The sequence below is a fragment of the Desulfovibrio sp. 6_1_46AFAA genome, assembly GCF_000224635.1.
Classification (GTDB): domain Bacteria; phylum Desulfobacterota; class Desulfovibrionia; order Desulfovibrionales; family Desulfovibrionaceae; genus Desulfovibrio; species Desulfovibrio fairfieldensis.
Genome location: NZ_JH114303.1, coordinates 1 through 16953 on the forward strand (window position 1 = coordinate 1; position 16953 = coordinate 16953).

The following is a 16953-nucleotide window of genomic DNA, read 5'->3' on the forward strand; positions in this document are numbered from 1 at the left end:
TACGGCCAGTTGTCCGAGAACCAAACGATTTTCCACGGACCAAGCGTTGAGCATATGTAAAGCTGTCCCATTCTTCTTGGTAGTGCGCCGGTGTGTTTTTCCGTCAAAGGCCACTATGTCGCCGGTCACTTTCTCCCGAAGACGTCGGGATAATTCAAGGAGACATTCGCCAAAGCAACTCGGGGAAATTGCCTGAAATACGCGGTTGAAGGTATCATGACTGGGAATGCTTTGCATGCCTATATGGCTGCTGAGCCAATCCTGCCTGGCATGGGCATAATCTTCCATGTCATAAAAGCCGTCACCGCCTGACAAGTACGAACATAAAGCAATAAACATAATAGTCTCAAGACTATGTATCTTTGTGCGCTCTACTCGTGGGTCAGGCAGGTCACGGAAAATAGCCAATGTGATTTCAATAGGGTCTTCCATAGCCCCCAGTCTATAGATCTTTTTTAGATGCGTCTGCCCTGCGCCGCAGCGCCCGCCCGCTTGGCAAAGCCGCGCCGCTTTGCTAGCGTAAATGCCGTTTCCGCCATATCGCGGATCCGTGAAACTCTCTGGAGAATACTTATGAATTATGATCTCTGCCTGCATATAGACAGCAACGACCCCGCCATGCTGCGCCTGGTGCTGAAAAACGCGGCCAACTACATCAAGGGCCTGCCCGGCGAAAAATTTCAACTGGCCGTGGTTGCCAACGGCCCCGCCGTAACCCTGTTCACGGACGAACACGCGGATCTGCGCGAACTGGCCGCGCCGCTTCTGGCCCAGGGCGTGCGCGTCATGCTCTGCGCCAATGCCCTGGCGGACAACAAGATCGACCATGCCCGCCTCTGGCCGGGCTGCTCGGTGGTGCCCGCCGGCCTGGTGGAAGTGGTGCGCCTGCAACGCGAAGGTTTTGCGTACATCAAACCTTAACAAGGTACGTTGCACAACAGACAAAGCCCCCGTTTCCGGCTCGCGGGACGGGGGCTTTCCCATGACGCGGGCGTGGGCAAAGGAGCGCGGGAAGAATGATCGCCAGAACCTGGCACGGCTTGACGCCGCTGGAAACAAAGACGGCTTTCCGAAAGTATCTGGAACAAACCGGCGTCAGAGACGCCCTGGCCCTGCCCGGCAACCGGGGGGCCTTTGTTTCAGTTGTGGACCAGGGCGCTTACGCCCATTTCTTTCTCTGCACATTCTGGGAAAGCCGGGAGGACGTCCTTGCCTACGCCGGAGACAATCCCTCACAGGCGGTCACCTATCCGGAAGATGCCGCCTTCGGCCTGATTTCCGACCCCATCGTCATCCATCAGGAAGTGCCGGAGGCGCGCAATCCCTTCGTGGAAGGCGGACCGAGGCAAAACCTCCTTGAATCCGCAAGCGGTCAGCGGGAAAATCCGCCACTGGAAGCCGTTGCGGAAACCCTGCGCGCCGTAAGGCAAACAAGCCCGCTTGTGCATTTCATCACAAATTACGTCACGGTCAATGACTGCGCCAACATCACCCTGGCGGCGGGCGCTTCGCCGATCATGGCTGACGACGCCCGCGAGGCCGGGCAGATCACGGGCCTCTGCTCGGCCCTGGTGCTGAACATGGGCACGCTCAACGAACGCACGGTGCAGGCCATGCTCCACGCCGGTCAGACGGCCAACCTTCTGGGCAGGCCCGTGGTTTTTGATCCCGTGGGCGCGGGCGCGTCCGATTTCCGCAACGACACGGCCCTGCGCCTGCTGCGTGAGATCCGCTGCGCCGCCATCAAGGGTAACAATTCGGAAATCAGCTTCCTGGCCGGAGGCATGGCCGACGCCAGGGGCGTGGACGCCGGTCCGGAGAGCCTGGTCACCGGGGACAACCTGGCGGAAAACGCCCGGCGCGCCCGGAAAGTGGCCGCGCTGACCGGCGCGGTGATCATGGTCAGCGGGCCCATCGATATTGTGGCGGACAGCCGGGAGGCCTGGGCCGTGCGCAACGGCCATGCCATGATGGCGCGCATCACGGGCACGGGCTGCATGTCCGCTGCCGTGACCGGCGCATATCTGGGCGCGAATCCGCAAACTCCCCTGCGGGCCTGCGTCTGCGCCATGGCCGCCATGGGCGTCTGCGGCGAGCTGGCCTATGAAAAACTGCGGGCCGTGGACGGGGGCACCGGCTCTTACCGGATCTTCCTGCTGGACGCCATGAGCAAACTGGATGCGGAAACCCTGACCGCGCGGGCCCGAGTAGAACGCCTGGAACTGTAAAAGGCTCTTCCCAGGCATCTCCAAAAGCGGCTGCAGCAGCACAACCGATCATTCCCCCTTCACACGGTTCTGAAGATAGTGCCGCTCGACAGTCTCAAGCCAGCCGTCGCCATAGCGCAGCAAAGCCGCGGGCACTTCCGCGTCGCGCGGGTCGCTGCGACTCATAAAAGAATAGGCAAGGCTGTGAAACGCTGTTTTATACAGACGTTTTTCCGTCTGCAGAACGGCTTCCACAGATGCCTGATCCGTGGGAAAAACACGCGGGACAACCTCACCATCCACGATCAGTCGCAGCACCGCGGTCTGCCCCATATCCGGTTTGATATTTCCTTGCTGAAAATCCTCTTCCAGCCTGCGCACCATTTCAGGATAATACCTGTACCTGTATATCAGCAACGCCGCTATGCGGGAATCCAGGTCACCGCTTAACATGAGGGTCTCGATTTTGGCCTCGCAGGTTTTGCCCCGTTCATAATCACTGCGATAGCCTTCCTTGAGCACCAGGGCGTCCCCGTGCGCCTCAAGATAAGGCTTGACCAGCGGGGCCCGCGCCTCCACAGTCAGCGTCTCCGCAGGACCGTTGTTGCAGATGATCCGGGCCAGATGCGGCAGGGCTCTGTCCCGCGTGCGCGGTTCGTGCACCAGGAGCAGTAGAAAATCCGCCATGCCCGTGCCCAGATTCAAAGCAAGATCCCATTCCGCGCTCCCCACATCCAGAAAGAGTTGGGGTTGTTCGGGAAGGGCATCCAGAAAAGCGTCCACATCCCCGGGAGCGCGGGTCATGGCCGCCAGGGCGTAGAGCGTGACAATCCGCTCCACCGGGCCCGCATTAGCCAGGTTATGGCGCAGAATGCGCACATGCTCCGGCCGCTCGGGCAGCCCCACGGAGAGAAAACAGGCTTCCAGGCGCGTATTACGTTCGGGGTCCTGAAACAGTTCGCTGAAGGCCCGCGCCAGAGGCTCGCCGGGGCGGGCCGGTTGCGCCGCCCACGCGCCGCCCGTTTTCCCTTGCCTGCGACAACACGGCTCAGGACTTGCTCTTGGCGGCCTTGCCCGCTATCTGGTAGCGTTTCAGGGACGAAAGCTCGACCTTGCGCAGGCGGAGGGACAGGGGCGTCACTTCCACCAGTTCGTCCTCACGCACGAAGTGCAGGGCATGCTCCAGAGTCATTTTCTTCACCGGGGTGAGAATGACGTTTTCATCCTTGCCCGCTGCGCGCAGGTTGGTGAGCTTCTTTTCCTTGGTGGCGTTGACGTCGATGTCGTTGTCACGGTTGTGCTCGCCCACGATCATGCCCTCGTAGACCGGGTCGCCGGGCTCCACAAAGAGCGTGCCGCGCGGTTCCAGATTGAACAGGGCGTAAGCCACGGCCGAACCGGGGCGGTCCGCCACGATGGAACCGGAAAAACGCGTGGGGAAGTCGCCGCGCCACTCCTCGTACCCTTCCAGATAGGAATTCATGATGCCCGTGCCCTTGGTGTCCGTGAGAAATTCGTCGCGGTATCCGATGAGCCCGCGTGAGGGCACGGAAAATTCCAGGCGCACCCGGCCCGTGCCGTTGTTGGTGCAATTGAGCATACGGCCCTTGCGCTGGGCCAGCTTGTCCGTGACCACGCCCATGAAGATTTCATCGCAGTCCACATAGAGATGCTCAATGGGCTCCAGGGTCTTGCCGTTGGCGTCCTTTTTCAGGATCACCTCCGGCCGCCCCACGGAAAGCTCGAAACCCTCGCGGCGCATGGTCTCAATGAGAATAGCCATCTGGAATTCGCCCCGGCCCTTGACCAGAAAGGCATCACGGTCCGACGTCTCTTCCACCCGGATGGCTACGTTGCGCAGGCTTTCCTTGACCAGACGGTCCTGGATGGCCCGGCTCTGCACAAGTTTGCCTTCGCGCCCGGCCAGGGGCGAGGTGTTGATGCCGAAGCGCATGGCCACGGTGGGCTCGTCCACGCGGATGCGCGGCAGGGCGCGCGGGCTCTCGCGGGTGCAGATGGTGTCGCCGATGGTCACGTCCTCAATGCCCGCCAGCACCACGATGTCGCCGGGCTGTGCCTCCTCCACCTCGGAGAGCTGAAGGCCGTCGTAGACCTGAAGGCGGGTGGCGCGCAGGGGCCGGGCTTCGCCGCCCTCGCCGATGCAGGCCAGGGATTCCTTGGCAAAAACCTTGCCGTGCATGATCCGGCCCACGGCCAGCCGCCCCAGATAGTCCGAGTAATCCAGGTCAGCCACCAGCATCTGGAAGGGCTGCTCCGGATCGTAGGCCGGGCCGGGAATTTTGGTCAGAATGGCTTCGAACAGCGGGGAAAGATCTTCCTGCGGGTCGTCGATATTGTTCATGGCCACGCCCGAACGGCCGATGGCGTAGAGCACGGGGAATTCCAGCTGTTCCTCGCTGGCCCCCAGGTCGATGAACAGATCGTAGATTTCATTGAGCACTTCCTGCGGCCGGGCGTCCTTGCGGTCGATCTTGTTGACGACGACCACCACGGGCAGACCGGCTTCCAGGGTTTTGCGCAGCACGAAGCGAGTCTGCGGCAAGGGGCCTTCGGAAGAGTCCACCAGCAGAATGGCTCCGCTGGCCATGGACAGGGAACGCTCCACCTCGCCGCCGAAATCCGCGTGGCCCGGCGTGTCGATGATGTTGATCTTCACGCCCTTCCAGCGCACGGCGCAGTTCTTGGCGGCAATGGTGATGCCGCGTTCGCGCTCCAGATCCATTTTGTCCATGACGCGGTCGTCCACGCGCTGGTCGGCGCGGAATACGCCGCTCTGCTTGAAAAGGGCGTCCACCAGGGTGGTCTTGCCGTGGTCAACGTGGGCGATAATGGCAACATTGCGGAGAGAATCATTCTGCTGCATGGGAAAAGCCTTGGATTAGAAAAGGATACGGCGGCGACGAACCGGAAGGCCGCCGTAAAAAACAGTGCAAACGCTCTGGAGAGAGGCCGCCGACGGCGGCGCAAACACTGCGGAGCGGGGCTTGTCATCAGCCTGAAGGAGAGGCTTTGTACGCATTTTTCAAAGTTTTGTCACCAAGGCCCTGAGCAGGCGGTCCAGTTTGGCCCCGGCGCGCCCGGCCACGGCGATGATTTCCTCCAGGGGCGCGGGCGCCATGCAGTCCGGCAAATTCTTGTTGGACAGGCAGGAAAAGCCCAACACGCGCATGCCCAGATGCCGCGCCGCGATCACTTCCAGCACGGTGCTCATGCCCACGGCGTCGGCCCCCCACTGGCGGTACATGCGGGTTTCCGCCGGAGTTTCCATTTCCGGCCCATGCACTCCGATGTAGACGCCCCGCTCCAGGCGGATGCCCAGATGCTCCGCCGTTTCTTGGGCCAGGGCCCGCAGTTCAGGGTCAAAAACCACGCTCATGTCCGGAAAGCGCTCGCCCCAGGACGCGCAATTGGGCCCCATGATCGGCGAAACGCCGGTATGGTTGATCTGGTCGGCCATGCACATCAGGTCCCCGGCCTCAAAGAGCGGGTTGAGCGCTCCGGCGGCATTGGTGATGATCAGGGTTTTCACGCCCAGCCCGGCCATGACCCGCACACCCATGCAGACCTCAGCCGGGCTTCTGCCCTCATACAGATGGCAGCGGCCCTGCTGGGCCAGTACCGGCCGCCCGCCCAGGCGGCCCAGGACAAAGGCCCCGTGGTGCGAATCCACGCCGGGCAGCGGAAAACCGGGCAGTTGCGCGAAGGGCGCCACGCAGGGACCGGCCCCGCCCGCGTCGCCAGCCAGGGCGGCTGCCAGGCCCGAAAGGCCGGTGCCCAGGATCAGACCCAGAGGGGCTTCCGCCCCGAAGGCGGAATCGGGCAGGGCGGCGCGCAACGCCTCGACGGCAAGCTGGACTTCTTGTGGATTTTGCATAAGATTATCTCTCGACTTCTGGTAGATTTTCGGGTGAAAGACATCGCCCGGCCACTATAGCCCGCGCGCATCCGGCCCACAAGGGCGGGCGCGCGGCGCGGGCATGCCATAATAGGGAAGAGCACTGTTCCCTGGGGAGAGAGGTTTGAACAAAGCTCAGGACAGCAGCAAAAAAAAGGCCGCCGCCGGCAGCGCCGCCAAAGGCGCTCCCACGGAAATTCCGTTGACCGAGCATAAAATTCTGGTGGCCAACCGGGGCGAGATCGCCATACGCATCATGCGGGCCTGCCGCAAGCTGGGCGTGGCCTTCACGGCCGTGTACACCGCCGAGGACGCGGCCTCGGGCCATGTCCGCCTGGCCCGCGAGGAAGGCGGGGAAAAGAGCCTGTTCCGCGTGTCCTCCTATCACGACGCCAACGAACTGATGGCCGTTGCCGACGAGGCGGGCTGCACCGCCGTGCATCCGGGCTACGGCTTTTTCGCCGAGGATTTCCGTTTCGCCCGCCGGGTCACCAAGCGCGACCGCAAACTGACCTTCATCGGCCCCTCCTGGAAAATCATCCGCGAGCTGGGCGACAAGATCAATACCAAGCGCCTGGCCCGCAGTCTGGGCGTGCCCACGGTGCCTGGTTCGGACCGCCCCATTTACGACGAGATGGAGGCCGAGCGCATCGCCAAGTCGGTCTTTGAATTCCAGGAACAGCAGGGCATCCAGCGCCCGCTGGTGCTGGTCAAGGCCTCGGCGGGCGGCGGCGGCATGGGCATTGAGGAAGTCTACGACCCGGACCAGTTCCGCTCGGTCTACCGGCGCATCCGCAATTACGCCCTGCGCCAGTTCAAGGACGAAGGCGTGCTCATTGAGCAGCGCATCACGGATTTCAACCACCTGGAAGTGCAGATCGTTTCGGACCGCTCGGGCACGAACCCCGTGCACTTCGGCACGCGCAACTGCTCCATCCAGTCAACGGGCCTGCAGAAACGCATTGAGGTCGCGCCGGGCTTCGCGCCGGACGAACTGGAGTATACCTTTAATGCGGGCCGCGTGCTTACGGACATTGTGGACTATTCCCTGACCATGGCCCGCAAGGTGGGCTATGACAACGTGGGCACCTGGGAATGGATCGTCACCCGCAAGGGCGACCCCTTCCTTATGGAGGTCAACACCCGCATCCAGGTGGAAAACGGCGTCTCGGCCCGCATTTCGCGTGTTCGCGGCAAAGAGGGCGTGGATCTCATCGCCGAGCAGATCCGCATCGGCCTGGGCCAGCCCCTGGGCTACACCCAGGCGGAAATCGCCTCCGAGGGCGTGGGCATCGAGTACCGTCTCATCGCCGAGGACCCGGACAACAATTTCACGCCCTGGGTGGGCCGCATCGAGCACTTCCAGTGGAAGGACCAGCCCTGGCTGGCCATGCTGACTCATGTGCCCCGCAACGAGCCCTACGAGATCCCCACGGAATTCGACCCCAACCTGGCCCTGGCGATCATCTGGGGCAAGGACTTGGAGGAGGCCAAGGCCCGCGGCCTGGAATTTCTGGACTCCCTGCGCCTGGAAGGCCAGAACGGCGCGGGCGACCCCCTTAAATCCAATGTGGGCTTTTTGAAGGCCAATACCGGACGCATTCTGCGTTTTTAACCACGGCCAAGGCGTCGGCATGCACAGTTCCTCCCCACCGCCCCGTTGCGCGGCCTGTCCCTTCAAACGCGAAGAGCGGCTCTGTTGCGTGCCGGGCGGCAAACATCCGCCGGACTGCCCTTCGGCGGCGCACACGGACTTGGTGGAGAAGAGCCGCCGGACCTACGCGCAGCCGGACATCCGGCATTTCGCCCGCCAGGCCGCCCGGGTGGAGCGGCACAGCTACGCGAAACTGCCCGACGGCGGGCGCATGCCCTGCCGCCCCCGTATCTTGGAAATCGTGGCCTTTGCCAGGGCCATGGGCTACCATCGTCTGGGCCTGCTCTTTTGTATCGGCCTGCGGCGCGAGGCCGCGGGAGCGGCGGAAATCTTCGAGGCCCAGGGCCTGGAAACAATTTCCGCCGTTTGCAAGGCGGGCGGGCTGTCCAAGAGCGAGCTGGGCCTCTCGGGCGAGGATCTGCTCAACCCGGAGCAGCCGGAAAGCATGTGCAATCCCGTGCTCCAGGCCGAGTTGATGAACAGGGCCCAGGTGGACTTCAACGTGCTGCTGGGACTCTGCGTGGGCCACGACACCCTGGCCCTGCGCCATCTGGAGGCCCCGGCCACCGTGCTGGCCGTCAAGGACCGCATGCTGGGACATAATCCGCTGGCCGCTGTCCAGTGCAGCGGCAGTTATTTCAACTACCTCAAGACACCGATGTAAGCGGCGCACCTAACTTATGGACAACAACATCGAAAAACGCATCCAGAGCCTGCGCGACCGACTGACCTACATGCAGGACATTTTCGCGGGCAAGCACAAGGACAACGCGGACCTGCTGGAAGAGCGGCTCACGGCTTTCGCCGAACGCGCCCGCTCCGGTTCGCTCAACGATCCCTATGCGGAACTGGCCACGGTCGAGGATCTGTTCTCCTATGTGGAGCGCCGTCTGGAAAGCAGCGTCACGCCCATGGACCGGGTGCGCATCGTGCGTCATCCGCAGCGTATCTGCCTGCGCGACATCCTGGAAAACGTCTACGACAACTTCACTGAAGTGGGCGGCCAGGACGAGCACAGCCTGGACCCCAGCATGCTCATCGCCCGCGCGGTGATCACCCGCCGCCGGGGCAAAAAGATTTACACCCAGTCGGTCATGGTCATCGGCCAGGAGAAAGGCCACGGCGCGGAATTCCGCAACGGCGGCTCGGTCAAGCCCTGGGGCAACGCCAAGGCCCTCCAGTACATGCGCGTGGCCGAAACCGAGGGCATTCCCATCCACGCCTATATTTTCACGCCCGGCTCCTTTCCCATTGAGGACTACCCCGGCGCGGCCCAGCAGATCGCCCGCAACATTTACGGCATGGCGGGCCTGCGCGTGCCCGTGGTGGCCGTGATTTCCGAGGGCGGCTCCGGCGGGGCCGAGGCCATCGGCCTGGCGGACAAGCGCCTGATGCTCTCGCACGGCTATTATTCGGTCATTTCGCCGGAAGGCGCCGCGGCCATCGAAGGACGGCTCAAGGCCGGACAGCGCGCCACGCCCGAGCTGATCGAGCACTGCGCCGAAAATCTGCACATCACGGCCCAGGACAATCTGCGCTTCGGCTATATCGACCGAGTGGTGCAGGAGCCGTCCCTGGGCGCGCGGCCCTGGCATTTCGACTTTTTCCGCTCCTTGCGCCAGGAGGTCATCCGGGCCACGGACGAAGTGGTCATCTCCACCCGCAAGATGCCTGTTTTCCGAGGGCTGGCCCTCTCGCGCCACCGCAATCCGGAAGTCAACCTGGACGAGCTGCACATCCGCTGGGGCCTGTCGGCCGCAGCCAAGGACCGTCTGCGCGAACGCCGCCAGCAGAAATTTTTGCGCCTCTCACGCCAGGCCGCGCGCGACCGCCGCCCCTTCCTGACCAAGACCGCCGCCGCCTTCTGGGACTGGTTCTCCAAGCCCTGGGTCAGCTTCAAGTACGATTTCTATCGCAAGCACCAACGCCAGATCCGGGGCTTCATGGAAGAGGTGGACAACGAGTGGGAAATGTTCAAGGGCCGCCTGCTCTCCCCCTGGCGCAAGCTCACCCGCAATCTGCCCAGCCGCGCGGACAACAAGGCCAGGGAACTCACGGCCCTTTCGGCCTGGACGGACGATTCGCGGCGGCACAAGTGGAATTATCTCTCGCCCCGCTACAAGGTCGACCGCACCCTGACCTGTCCCAACAGTGCTTCCTACGGTTGTCTGGATCTCTGGGGTCCGGACCTTTTCGCGGAATTCGCGGGCGTGTGCAGCCACTGCGGCTACCATTTTCCCATGGAGCCCGAATGGTACGTGAAAAACGTCTTCGATCCCGGCTCGGTCTTTGAGTTCAACAGCGAAATCGAGGCGGGCAATCCCCTGGACTTTCCCGGTTTTGCCGAGCGCATCAGCGACGCCCAGAAAAAGACCGGGGCCAAGAGCGGCTGCATGACCTTTGAAGCCCGCATCGACAACACCAAGATGGTGGTTGCCATGCTCATGGGCACCTTCCGGGGCGGCTCGGTGGGCGCGGCCGAAGGCTACAAATTCGTGGAGGCCGCGCAGCGCGCCGCCAAGAAGCGCTACCCCTTCCTGGCCTACGTGCACGGCACGGCGGGCATCCGCATCCAGGAGGGCACCCACGGCGTGATCCAGATGCCGCGCTGCACCGTGGCCGTGCGCCGCTACATCGAATCCGGCGGCCTGTACATGGTGCTGTACGATACCAATTCCTTCGCCGGGCCGGTGGCCAGCTTCCTGGGCTGCTCGCCCTACCAGTTCGCGGTGCGCTCCTCCAACATCGGCTTCGCCGGACCGGGCGTGATCAAGGAAACCACAGGCATGGACATTCCGCCCAAATACCACCGCTCCTACCGCGCGCTGTCGCGCGGCCACATTCAGGGCATCTGGGACCGGAGGCAGATCCGCGCAAACCTCAAGCAGGCTCTGCTTACCATCGGCGGCAGAAACTTGTATTATCGGTAAGGAAGTACTGAGTAATGGTCTTTTTGCCCTTTGCCTGCGTCAGGCTCACCCCGTGCGAAACTCGTGTATGTTTTGATACACTTCGTGACGCCCGACGTTCGCCTTTCTTGGCAAAGGACAAACATCCTCATTACTCAGCACTTCCTCAAAAACACGACCGTTCAAGCTCTGTTTCCTTATACCGCCACGCTGAGCGTAGCGAAGAAGGCGGGTGCCGGTTTGGACGGGTTTTGCAAAAAATAAGATATTTTTTCGCGGTCAAGGAAAGCTCGTTTTTTTGAGCGTAAACGTACTCAGGTACGTGCGCATCAAAAAAACGAGTATGACGCCGACTGCGGGAAAAAAGCTGTTTTTCGTAAAAGACGAACAAAAAATACGCAGAACGCGCCATAGACATAAGCCATAACGGACAGAAAATGATCGACATTTCCGCCTTGCTGGATGAAATCAAGGCCTCGCCCTACCGCGAGATCGTCATTACCGCGCCCCACACCGGGCGGGTGACCTTTGCCGGTCTCAAAACCGGCGACAAGGTCCTGGGGCCCCAGGGTCAGTGGAAGGAAAAACCCGGCACCCAGCTGGCCACACTGGAGCGCGAACGCAATCCCAAGCCCATCTGCACGCCGGAAAAAGGCGAAATCAGCGAGTTGCACAGCGAGCTGGAGGGCTGCTTCGTAGAGGCCGGAACGCCGCTGGCCGTGCTGCGCCACATGCTCACCCGCGAGGAAGTGCAGCGGGCCATTCTGCAGAAGGCCCTGCATCTGTTCCGCGCGCCCGAGCGGGCCAAATACTATTTCACGCCCGAAGTGGACAAGAAAATCCGCGCTTCGGACGCGCATTCCGTAGCGGTGCGGGACGGCATGGAACTTCTGATCATGTCGCGCATGAAACGCGAAGTACCCTTGCACTACACGGGCCCGGACGGCGTCATTTACGCCGTCTACTTCAAGTACAGCGAAAACATGGACACGGGCGCGCCGCTCATCGGCGTTTGCCCGCAGGACCAGCTTCCGGCCATTCAGGACGTGATCATGCGCGTTCAGACCGAATGGACGGAAAAAGAATAACGGCGGCAAATCCCGCGTCAGCCGACGCGGCCCATGATACGCCGCCCCAACACTAACACATACGGTACACTACTATGGGAAAAGCACTGCAAATACGGGTCAGCGCCGTGACCTGGAATGAAGATCTTCTGGAACAACTCTGGCCCCAACTGACTGAACTGGCCTTCAGCGTGCCCATCAAGCACGAAAAGCGCGGCGTGCTGGAAATGGTACGCGCCCTGGACGAGGGCCTGACCTTCATGAAATGGTCCAAGGCCCGCCAGGACGCCTTGGGACCGGGCATCCGCGAAGCCGCGCGCCTGAAGCAGGAGCTGGAGGCGGCGCTTGCCGACTGGCAGCCGCGCGAAGCCAACGTTCTGAGCGATCAACTGGAAGACGTGCTGGACAATCTGGAACGGGCCTTCGTGGCCTGAGCCCGGCACATCCGCTAACAGCATATTGCGCTTGAAGTTTCCGCGGGCGGGCTTTGCCCGACCGCGGAAATCTCGTGGGTCCAGAGCAGAGTAACTTTGAAATTTTACAAATTTCAAAGTTGGGATTCCGGTGAAAAACGTGGTTTTCGCCGGAATCCACGCCGCGCCCTGTGCGGCGTTAGAGCAATTTCAAAGTAAAACTGCTCTGGTTTCACTTCCGTCTTACGAGGCCGAACATTTTGATAATAACAGAGCAATTTCATTGTGAAAATGCTCTATCCGCTTTCATCCGGAGCAACAGCCATGTTGAATAAAGTCATGATCATCGGCCGCCTGGGCCGCGACCCCGAACTGCGCTACACCCAAAGCGGCTCGCCGGTAGCCAGTCTGAACGTGGCCACCGACGAATCCTATACCGACCGCGACGGCAACAAGGTGGAACGCACCGAATGGCACCGTGTGTCCGTGTTTCAGCGCCAGGCTGAAAACTGCGCCAATTACCTTGCCAAGGGCAGCCTTATCTATGTGGAAGGCAGTCTGCAGACCCGCAAATGGCAGGATCAGCAGGGCCAGGACCGTTACACCACGGAAATCAAGGCCCAGCGCGTGCAGTTTCTGGACCGCAAGGGCGACGCCCCGCGCGGCGGCCAGGGCGGCCCCGGCGGCTATGAGGATGACTACGCCGCCGGTGGCGGGTCCGCACCCCGGCAGGCTCCGCGCGGCCAAGGCGGGGGCCAGCGGGCCCAGGGCGGACAGGGGGGCGGCGGTCAGGCGCAGCAGCGTCAGGCTCCGCGCCAGCAGCCCCAAGACGAGGATCTGGGCCCGGCCTTCCCCTCGGAAGCCTCCAACATGGATGAAGTGCCCTTCTAGGCAACACTGATCGTCAGTGTTTTCCCGAGCAGCTCAAGGTTAGAAAGACCCTGCTCTTGCACCGGCAATCCGTGCTGACGCGGATTGCCGGTGTATCTTTGTCCCCGGCGCGGGCCTTACGGCCGCCGGGGACTTTTTTCCCCACAAGCGCCCGGAGAAGCCACAAAAAATTCTGAAAGGTAGTTGACTTTTTGTTAGATTATTCACAAGATGGATGCCGGAACAGCCCCTTGCCGTCCGACGCGCGTTCTTGTCCGGCGCGGCAAGGCGTCCATAACCAAAACATGGAGGATTTCGCGATGTCCAAACTGGTACCCCCGCATGGCGGCAAAGGCCTGGTGTGTTGCCTGTTGGAAGGCAAGGCTTTGGAAGATGAAAAGAAAAAGGCCGCCGGCCTGAAGCAGATCGAGATTTCTTCCCGCGCCAAGGGCGACCTGATCATGATGGGCATTGGCGGTTTTTCGCCCCTGACCGGCTTCATGAACAAAGCCGACTGGAAGAGCGTGTGCGAAAAAATGCTGCTCTCCGACGGCACCTTCTGGCCCGTGCCGGTGACCCTCGACATCTCCGCCGAAGACGCGAAAGGCCTCAAAGTCGGCCAGGAAGTGGCTCTCGTCCGCAAGGGCGAAATCATGGCGACCATGAAGGTGGAAGAAATCTACGAGATGACCGAAGCCGACAAAAAGTGGGAATGCGAGCTGGTCTTCAAGGGCGAAGGCCCGGACTCCGAAAAGTTCTGGGAAGTGGCCCCCAATGACCACCCCGGCGTCAAAATGGTGCTGGCCCAGAAGGAATATAACATCGCCGGCCCGGTGAAAGTCCTCTCGCAGGGCGAATTCCCCGAAAAGTTCCCCGGCGTGTACATGACCCCCGCCCAGCTGCGCGAAAAGATGGACGAACGCGGCTGGCAGAAAGTTGCCGCCCTGCAGCTGCGCAACCCCATGCACCGTTCGCACGAATACCTCGCCAAGATCGGCGTGGAAATCTGCGACGGCGTGGTCATCCACTCCCTGGTGGGCTCCCTGAAGCCCGGCGACATTCCGGCCGAAGTGCGCGTGAAGTGCATTGACACCCTGGTGGACAAATACTTTGTCAAAGACTTCGTGATCCAGGCCGGTTATCCTCTGGACATGCGTTATGCCGGACCGCGTGAAGCCCTGCTGCACGCCACCTTCCGCCAGAACTACGGCATCAACAACCTGCTGGTCGGCCGCGACCACGCCGGTGTGGGCGACTTCTACGGCATGTTCGAGGCCCAAGAAATCTTCCGCAAGATGCCCGCGCCCGCCGATGAAGGCAAACGCCTGCTCTGCGAGCCCCTGAACATCGACTGGACCTTCTACTGCAAGAAGTGCGACGGCATGGCCTCCATGCGCACCTGCCCGCACAGCAAGGAAGACCGCGTGATTCTGTCGGGCACCAAACTGCGCAAGATGCTCTCCGAAGGCGCGGAAGTGCCGGATCACTTCGGCCGTGAGGAAGTGCTCGTGATTCTGCGCGAGTACTATTCCGGTCTCACCGAAAAGGTGGAAATCAAGATGCAGCGCGCCGCCGCCGGTTCCACCATGTAGCAGCGGGCCTCATCGCAAGTATACAAAAGGACGCCCTTCGGGGCGTCCTTTTTTTAGAGCATTTCAATCTTGAAATGCTCTACCGAGACTGCGAGAGCGCCTCGCGCTACGAAGCCGTAAGCGCAACTTATTTGCGCTGTTGCCTCTCCCGTGAGCGAGTCCTCGAGCTTTACGGGCGCGAACAGCATAGCGAAGCGGCGGAGTAAGCGTATCTTTAACGTTGGAATGCGTAGCATTTAACGTTAATCCGCTCCAGGCTCTGAAGCGACCGTTAAGGCGATACGCAACCACGGCCGGAAACGCGCTCTATTTCTTGCACTTCACAATGATATTGCGCATGGGCGTATTGCCCACTCCCACGGTATTGGTGCTGACGATCTCGTACGGGCCGTCGCACTTGTCCGCCGCCTGGTTGTAGCAGTCGGCCCAGTCGTTGTCCGTGCCGTTGCAGTTGATGGAATAGCCTTCGCTGCCGTCAGGCAGTTTGGCATTGCGCGCGCCGCCGCAGGCGCAGAGCAGAAAAGCGAAGGCCCCCAACAGAATAACGTTCTTCCACATGGCACTCTCTCCGGACAAAAGTTCAGGCGGCCGATCCCGCTTGATCTAAAGCAGATTAACTTTGAAATGTTACAAATTTCAAAGTTCGCATTCTGGCGAAAAACACGGTTATCGTTGCTGTCGATCCCCGTATGGCTCCGTTGTCGCCAACATGGACAGCCCTTCGGGCTGACTTCGGTCGCTTCGCCGGAATCCACGCCGCGTTGCTCTCGATGCCTGTACGCCCTTTGGGCTATAGGCACGGCCCTACGGGCCGCTCGTCGGGTCGGTCTTCGCGGCACGCCGCATTGTGTGCGGCGTTAGGGCAATTTCACTTTGAGTTTGCCCTAGAGGCTGTCGTCACGAGATGGATTTTCGTGTTATATCAAGGAGAACGAGCCTTTTAGCACTGCTGTCTTTATCCGTAATGCGCGTTCCTCGCATAACGGCTAAAGCATGCAGGGAGTATACTCTTGCCTCAGCCGTTAAGACGAAGGAGCTTTAGCCGTAGGCGAACTTGTGAGCTGTATGGAAAAAACAGCAACTCTGGCTACGGATGAAGGCTGCAATGAGTTACACAAAAATTCTCTCATCGAAATCACAGCCGCTATCCGTATCGTTGCTGTCCTTATCTGTACGCCGCTTTGCGGCTGCAGCTAAAGCAACACAGCAGTGCTGTGAACGGCTGGCGCGACCGGAATAAAAGGCGATGCTCGACACGGAGATAACCGAAGAGACGCTCATGACGACAGACTCCAGACAGTGTGCCCCGCATGGCAGCAAAGGACAAGCGCTTTCCGAAGCGCTCAGCCCGTGATGCTGATCAGGGACGGCAGTAGGCCCGCCAGGCTTATGAGCAGGAGCAGGGCCAGCACCACGCGCCGGAAACGGACCTCGTCCACGCGCCGGAACCAGCGCGAGCCCAGCCAGATGCCCAGGCCCACGCAGGGCAGCATCACGGCGGCCAGCAGGAAAACCTGGCCGGTCATCAGGCCGTAGCCCCAATACACCACGGCGGCCAGCACGTCGGTAAACAGGAAAAAAGCGATGAGCGAAGCGCGGCTCACCGCCACGCTGGAAGGGCCGGACAGAAAAAAGAGAATGACCGGCGGCCCGCCGTTGGCCGACGCGCCGTTGATCAGCCCGGTGAGCGCGCCCACCCCGCAGGCTCCCCAGCGGCCCGGCCGCTGCCGCAGCTTGAAGCCGAAAAAAAGCATGCCCGTCAGGACCAACACGACCGTATTGATGACCGCGGTCATCGGCGCGGCGGGCGCCAAGGCCAAACAGTACGCGCCCGGCGGCGTGCCCAAGGCCACGCCCAGCGCCAGATGGCGCAGGGCTTTCCAATCCGCTTCCTTGTAGACAAAGGGCAAATGCCCAACACTGGCCGCGATCTCCCAGAGCATGATCACCGGCGCGATGTGCGCCGGGGGCAGCAGCAGGGTCAGCAGCACAATGCAGATCATGGAAAAGCCGAAACCTGTGGCGCCCCGGATCAGGCCGGCGCAGAACACGGCCAGGGCGGCGCAGCTCAATTCCAGGGGAGTAAGGGGCATGGCGGGCCTCCGCGAAAGGAGAAAAGCCGTTTCCCGCGCACAAGGCGCGGCACGCTCTTTCTCAATAAGCCGCGGGACCGGACCAAGGCAAGTCCCCGGAAGAGCCGTCCTTCGACCTTTGCCATCCGATGCCGCCGGTGCCGCCCGGTGACATCTGCTCCGCTGAATGCGAAGCAAGCGCATCTGCGGGTTGAGAGTTTGCACAGGGCGCACTCCCTAATGCGCCTGCTCC

At 61.5% G+C, this 16953-nt stretch carries 15 protein-coding genes; 9 read left to right on the forward strand and 6 right to left on the reverse strand.

The genetic code is table 11. From position 1 onward, the window contains the following. Positions 1-432: ISAs1 family transposase (locus HMPREF1022_RS09785; protein ID WP_035061536.1), on the reverse strand; the 432-nt coding region annotated here is incomplete at its 3' end. 141 nt (positions 433-573) lie between these two features. Between HMPREF1022_RS09785 and HMPREF1022_RS09790 the strand changes: the two genes are divergently transcribed. Both HMPREF1022_RS09790 and thiM read left to right on the forward strand, forming a co-directional pair. Further along, positions 574-921: a DsrE family protein gene (locus HMPREF1022_RS09790; protein ID WP_008683495.1), complete on the forward strand. Its 348-nt coding sequence runs from the start codon at positions 574-576 to the stop codon at positions 919-921. 95 nt (positions 922-1016) lie between these two features. Continuing rightward, positions 1017-2228, forward strand: a complete 1212-nt coding sequence (gene thiM, locus HMPREF1022_RS09795; protein WP_009302988.1) for a hydroxyethylthiazole kinase — start codon at positions 1017-1019, stop codon at positions 2226-2228. Between the two features lie 48 nt (positions 2229-2276). On the opposite strand, the gene HMPREF1022_RS09800 is transcribed toward thiM, so the two are convergent. The 3 genes from HMPREF1022_RS09800 to HMPREF1022_RS09810 all read right to left on the reverse strand — a co-directional run bounded on the left by HMPREF1022_RS09800 (position 2277) and on the right by HMPREF1022_RS09810 (position 6102). Continuing rightward, complete coding sequence (locus tag HMPREF1022_RS09800) at positions 2277-3113, reverse strand: hypothetical protein (RefSeq protein WP_008683492.1); 837 nt, start codon at positions 3111-3113, stop codon at positions 2277-2279. Positions 3114-3255: 142 nt separating this feature from the next. Then, on the reverse strand, positions 3256-5091 hold the full coding sequence (gene typA, locus HMPREF1022_RS09805) for a translational GTPase TypA (RefSeq protein ID WP_008683491.1): 1836 nt from the start codon (positions 5089-5091) through the stop codon (positions 3256-3258). 159 nt (positions 5092-5250) lie between these two features. Beyond that, positions 5251-6102, reverse strand: coding sequence for a purine-nucleoside phosphorylase (locus tag HMPREF1022_RS09810; RefSeq protein ID WP_008683490.1), 852 nt, complete (start codon positions 6100-6102; stop codon positions 5251-5253). Between the two features lie 217 nt (positions 6103-6319). Between HMPREF1022_RS09810 and HMPREF1022_RS09815 the strand changes: the two genes are divergently transcribed. The 7 genes from HMPREF1022_RS09815 (at position 6320) to sat (ending at position 14628) form a co-directional block, all read left to right on the forward strand. After that, positions 6320-7738, forward strand: coding sequence for a biotin carboxylase N-terminal domain-containing protein (locus tag HMPREF1022_RS09815; protein ID WP_035061541.1), 1419 nt, complete (start codon positions 6320-6322; stop codon positions 7736-7738). 19 nt (positions 7739-7757) lie between these two features. Beyond that, the gene (locus tag HMPREF1022_RS09820) at positions 7758-8441 is read left to right on the forward strand and encodes a DUF1847 domain-containing protein (RefSeq protein WP_008683488.1); all 684 of its coding nucleotides are present in this window, start codon (positions 7758-7760) and stop codon (positions 8439-8441) included. 16 nt (positions 8442-8457) lie between these two features. Further along, positions 8458-10707 carry an acetyl-CoA carboxylase carboxyl transferase subunit alpha/beta gene (locus HMPREF1022_RS09825; protein WP_008683487.1) on the forward strand — a complete coding sequence of 750 codons (2250 nt, stop codon included), beginning with the start codon at positions 8458-8460 and terminating at the stop codon, positions 10705-10707. 416 nt (positions 10708-11123) lie between these two features. Further along, positions 11124-11774: a biotin attachment protein gene (locus HMPREF1022_RS09830; RefSeq protein WP_008683485.1), complete on the forward strand. Its 651-nt coding sequence runs from the start codon at positions 11124-11126 to the stop codon at positions 11772-11774. Positions 11775-11848: 74 nt separating this feature from the next. After that, a complete protein-coding gene (locus HMPREF1022_RS09835) occupies positions 11849-12187 on the forward strand; it encodes a hypothetical protein (protein ID WP_008683484.1) in 339 nt (112 codons plus the stop codon). Positions 12188-12490: 303 nt separating this feature from the next. Next, on the forward strand, positions 12491-13057 hold the full coding sequence (locus tag HMPREF1022_RS09840) for a single-stranded DNA-binding protein (RefSeq protein ID WP_009302989.1): 567 nt from the start codon (positions 12491-12493) through the stop codon (positions 13055-13057). A gap of 299 nt (positions 13058-13356) precedes the next feature. Then, a complete protein-coding gene (gene sat / locus HMPREF1022_RS09845) occupies positions 13357-14628 on the forward strand; it encodes a sulfate adenylyltransferase (RefSeq protein WP_008683482.1) in 1272 nt (423 codons plus the stop codon). 306 nt (positions 14629-14934) lie between these two features. On the opposite strand, the gene HMPREF1022_RS09855 is transcribed toward sat, so the two are convergent. Both HMPREF1022_RS09855 and HMPREF1022_RS09860 read right to left on the reverse strand, forming a co-directional pair. Next, on the reverse strand, positions 14935-15186 hold the full coding sequence (locus HMPREF1022_RS09855; protein ID WP_008683480.1) for a hypothetical protein: 252 nt from the start codon (positions 15184-15186) through the stop codon (positions 14935-14937). 785 nt (positions 15187-15971) lie between these two features. After that, on the reverse strand, positions 15972-16721 hold the full coding sequence (locus tag HMPREF1022_RS09860) for a sulfite exporter TauE/SafE family protein (protein WP_009302991.1): 750 nt from the start codon (positions 16719-16721) through the stop codon (positions 15972-15974). Between the last annotated feature and the right edge of the window lie 232 nt (positions 16722-16953).

What these genes read in the sequence shown, in the direction of transcription:
- HMPREF1022_RS09790 (WP_008683495.1), top strand. Translation starts at nt 574, where the DNA reads ATGAATTATGATCTCTGCCTGCATATAGACAGCAACGACCCCGCCATG.
- thiM (WP_009302988.1), top strand. Translation starts at nt 1,017, where the DNA reads ATGATCGCCAGAACCTGGCACGGCTTGACGCCGCTGGAAACAAAGACG.
- typA (WP_008683491.1), bottom strand. Translation starts at nt 5,091, where the DNA reads ATGCAGCAGAATGATTCTCTCCGCAATGTTGCCATTATCGCCCACGTT.
- HMPREF1022_RS09810 (WP_008683490.1), bottom strand. Translation starts at nt 6,102, where the DNA reads ATGCAAAATCCACAAGAAGTCCAGCTTGCCGTCGAGGCGTTGCGCGCC.
- HMPREF1022_RS09820 (WP_008683488.1), top strand. Translation starts at nt 7,758, where the DNA reads ATGCACAGTTCCTCCCCACCGCCCCGTTGCGCGGCCTGTCCCTTCAAA.
- HMPREF1022_RS09825 (WP_008683487.1), top strand. Translation starts at nt 8,458, where the DNA reads ATGGACAACAACATCGAAAAACGCATCCAGAGCCTGCGCGACCGACTG.
- HMPREF1022_RS09830 (WP_008683485.1), top strand. Translation starts at nt 11,124, where the DNA reads ATGATCGACATTTCCGCCTTGCTGGATGAAATCAAGGCCTCGCCCTAC.
- HMPREF1022_RS09835 (WP_008683484.1), top strand. Translation starts at nt 11,849, where the DNA reads ATGGGAAAAGCACTGCAAATACGGGTCAGCGCCGTGACCTGGAATGAA.
- HMPREF1022_RS09840 (WP_009302989.1), top strand. Translation starts at nt 12,491, where the DNA reads ATGTTGAATAAAGTCATGATCATCGGCCGCCTGGGCCGCGACCCCGAA.
- sat (WP_008683482.1), top strand. Translation starts at nt 13,357, where the DNA reads ATGTCCAAACTGGTACCCCCGCATGGCGGCAAAGGCCTGGTGTGTTGC.
- HMPREF1022_RS09855 (WP_008683480.1), bottom strand. Translation starts at nt 15,186, where the DNA reads ATGTGGAAGAACGTTATTCTGTTGGGGGCCTTCGCTTTTCTGCTCTGC.
- HMPREF1022_RS09860 (WP_009302991.1), bottom strand. Translation starts at nt 16,721, where the DNA reads ATGCCCCTTACTCCCCTGGAATTGAGCTGCGCCGCCCTGGCCGTGTTC.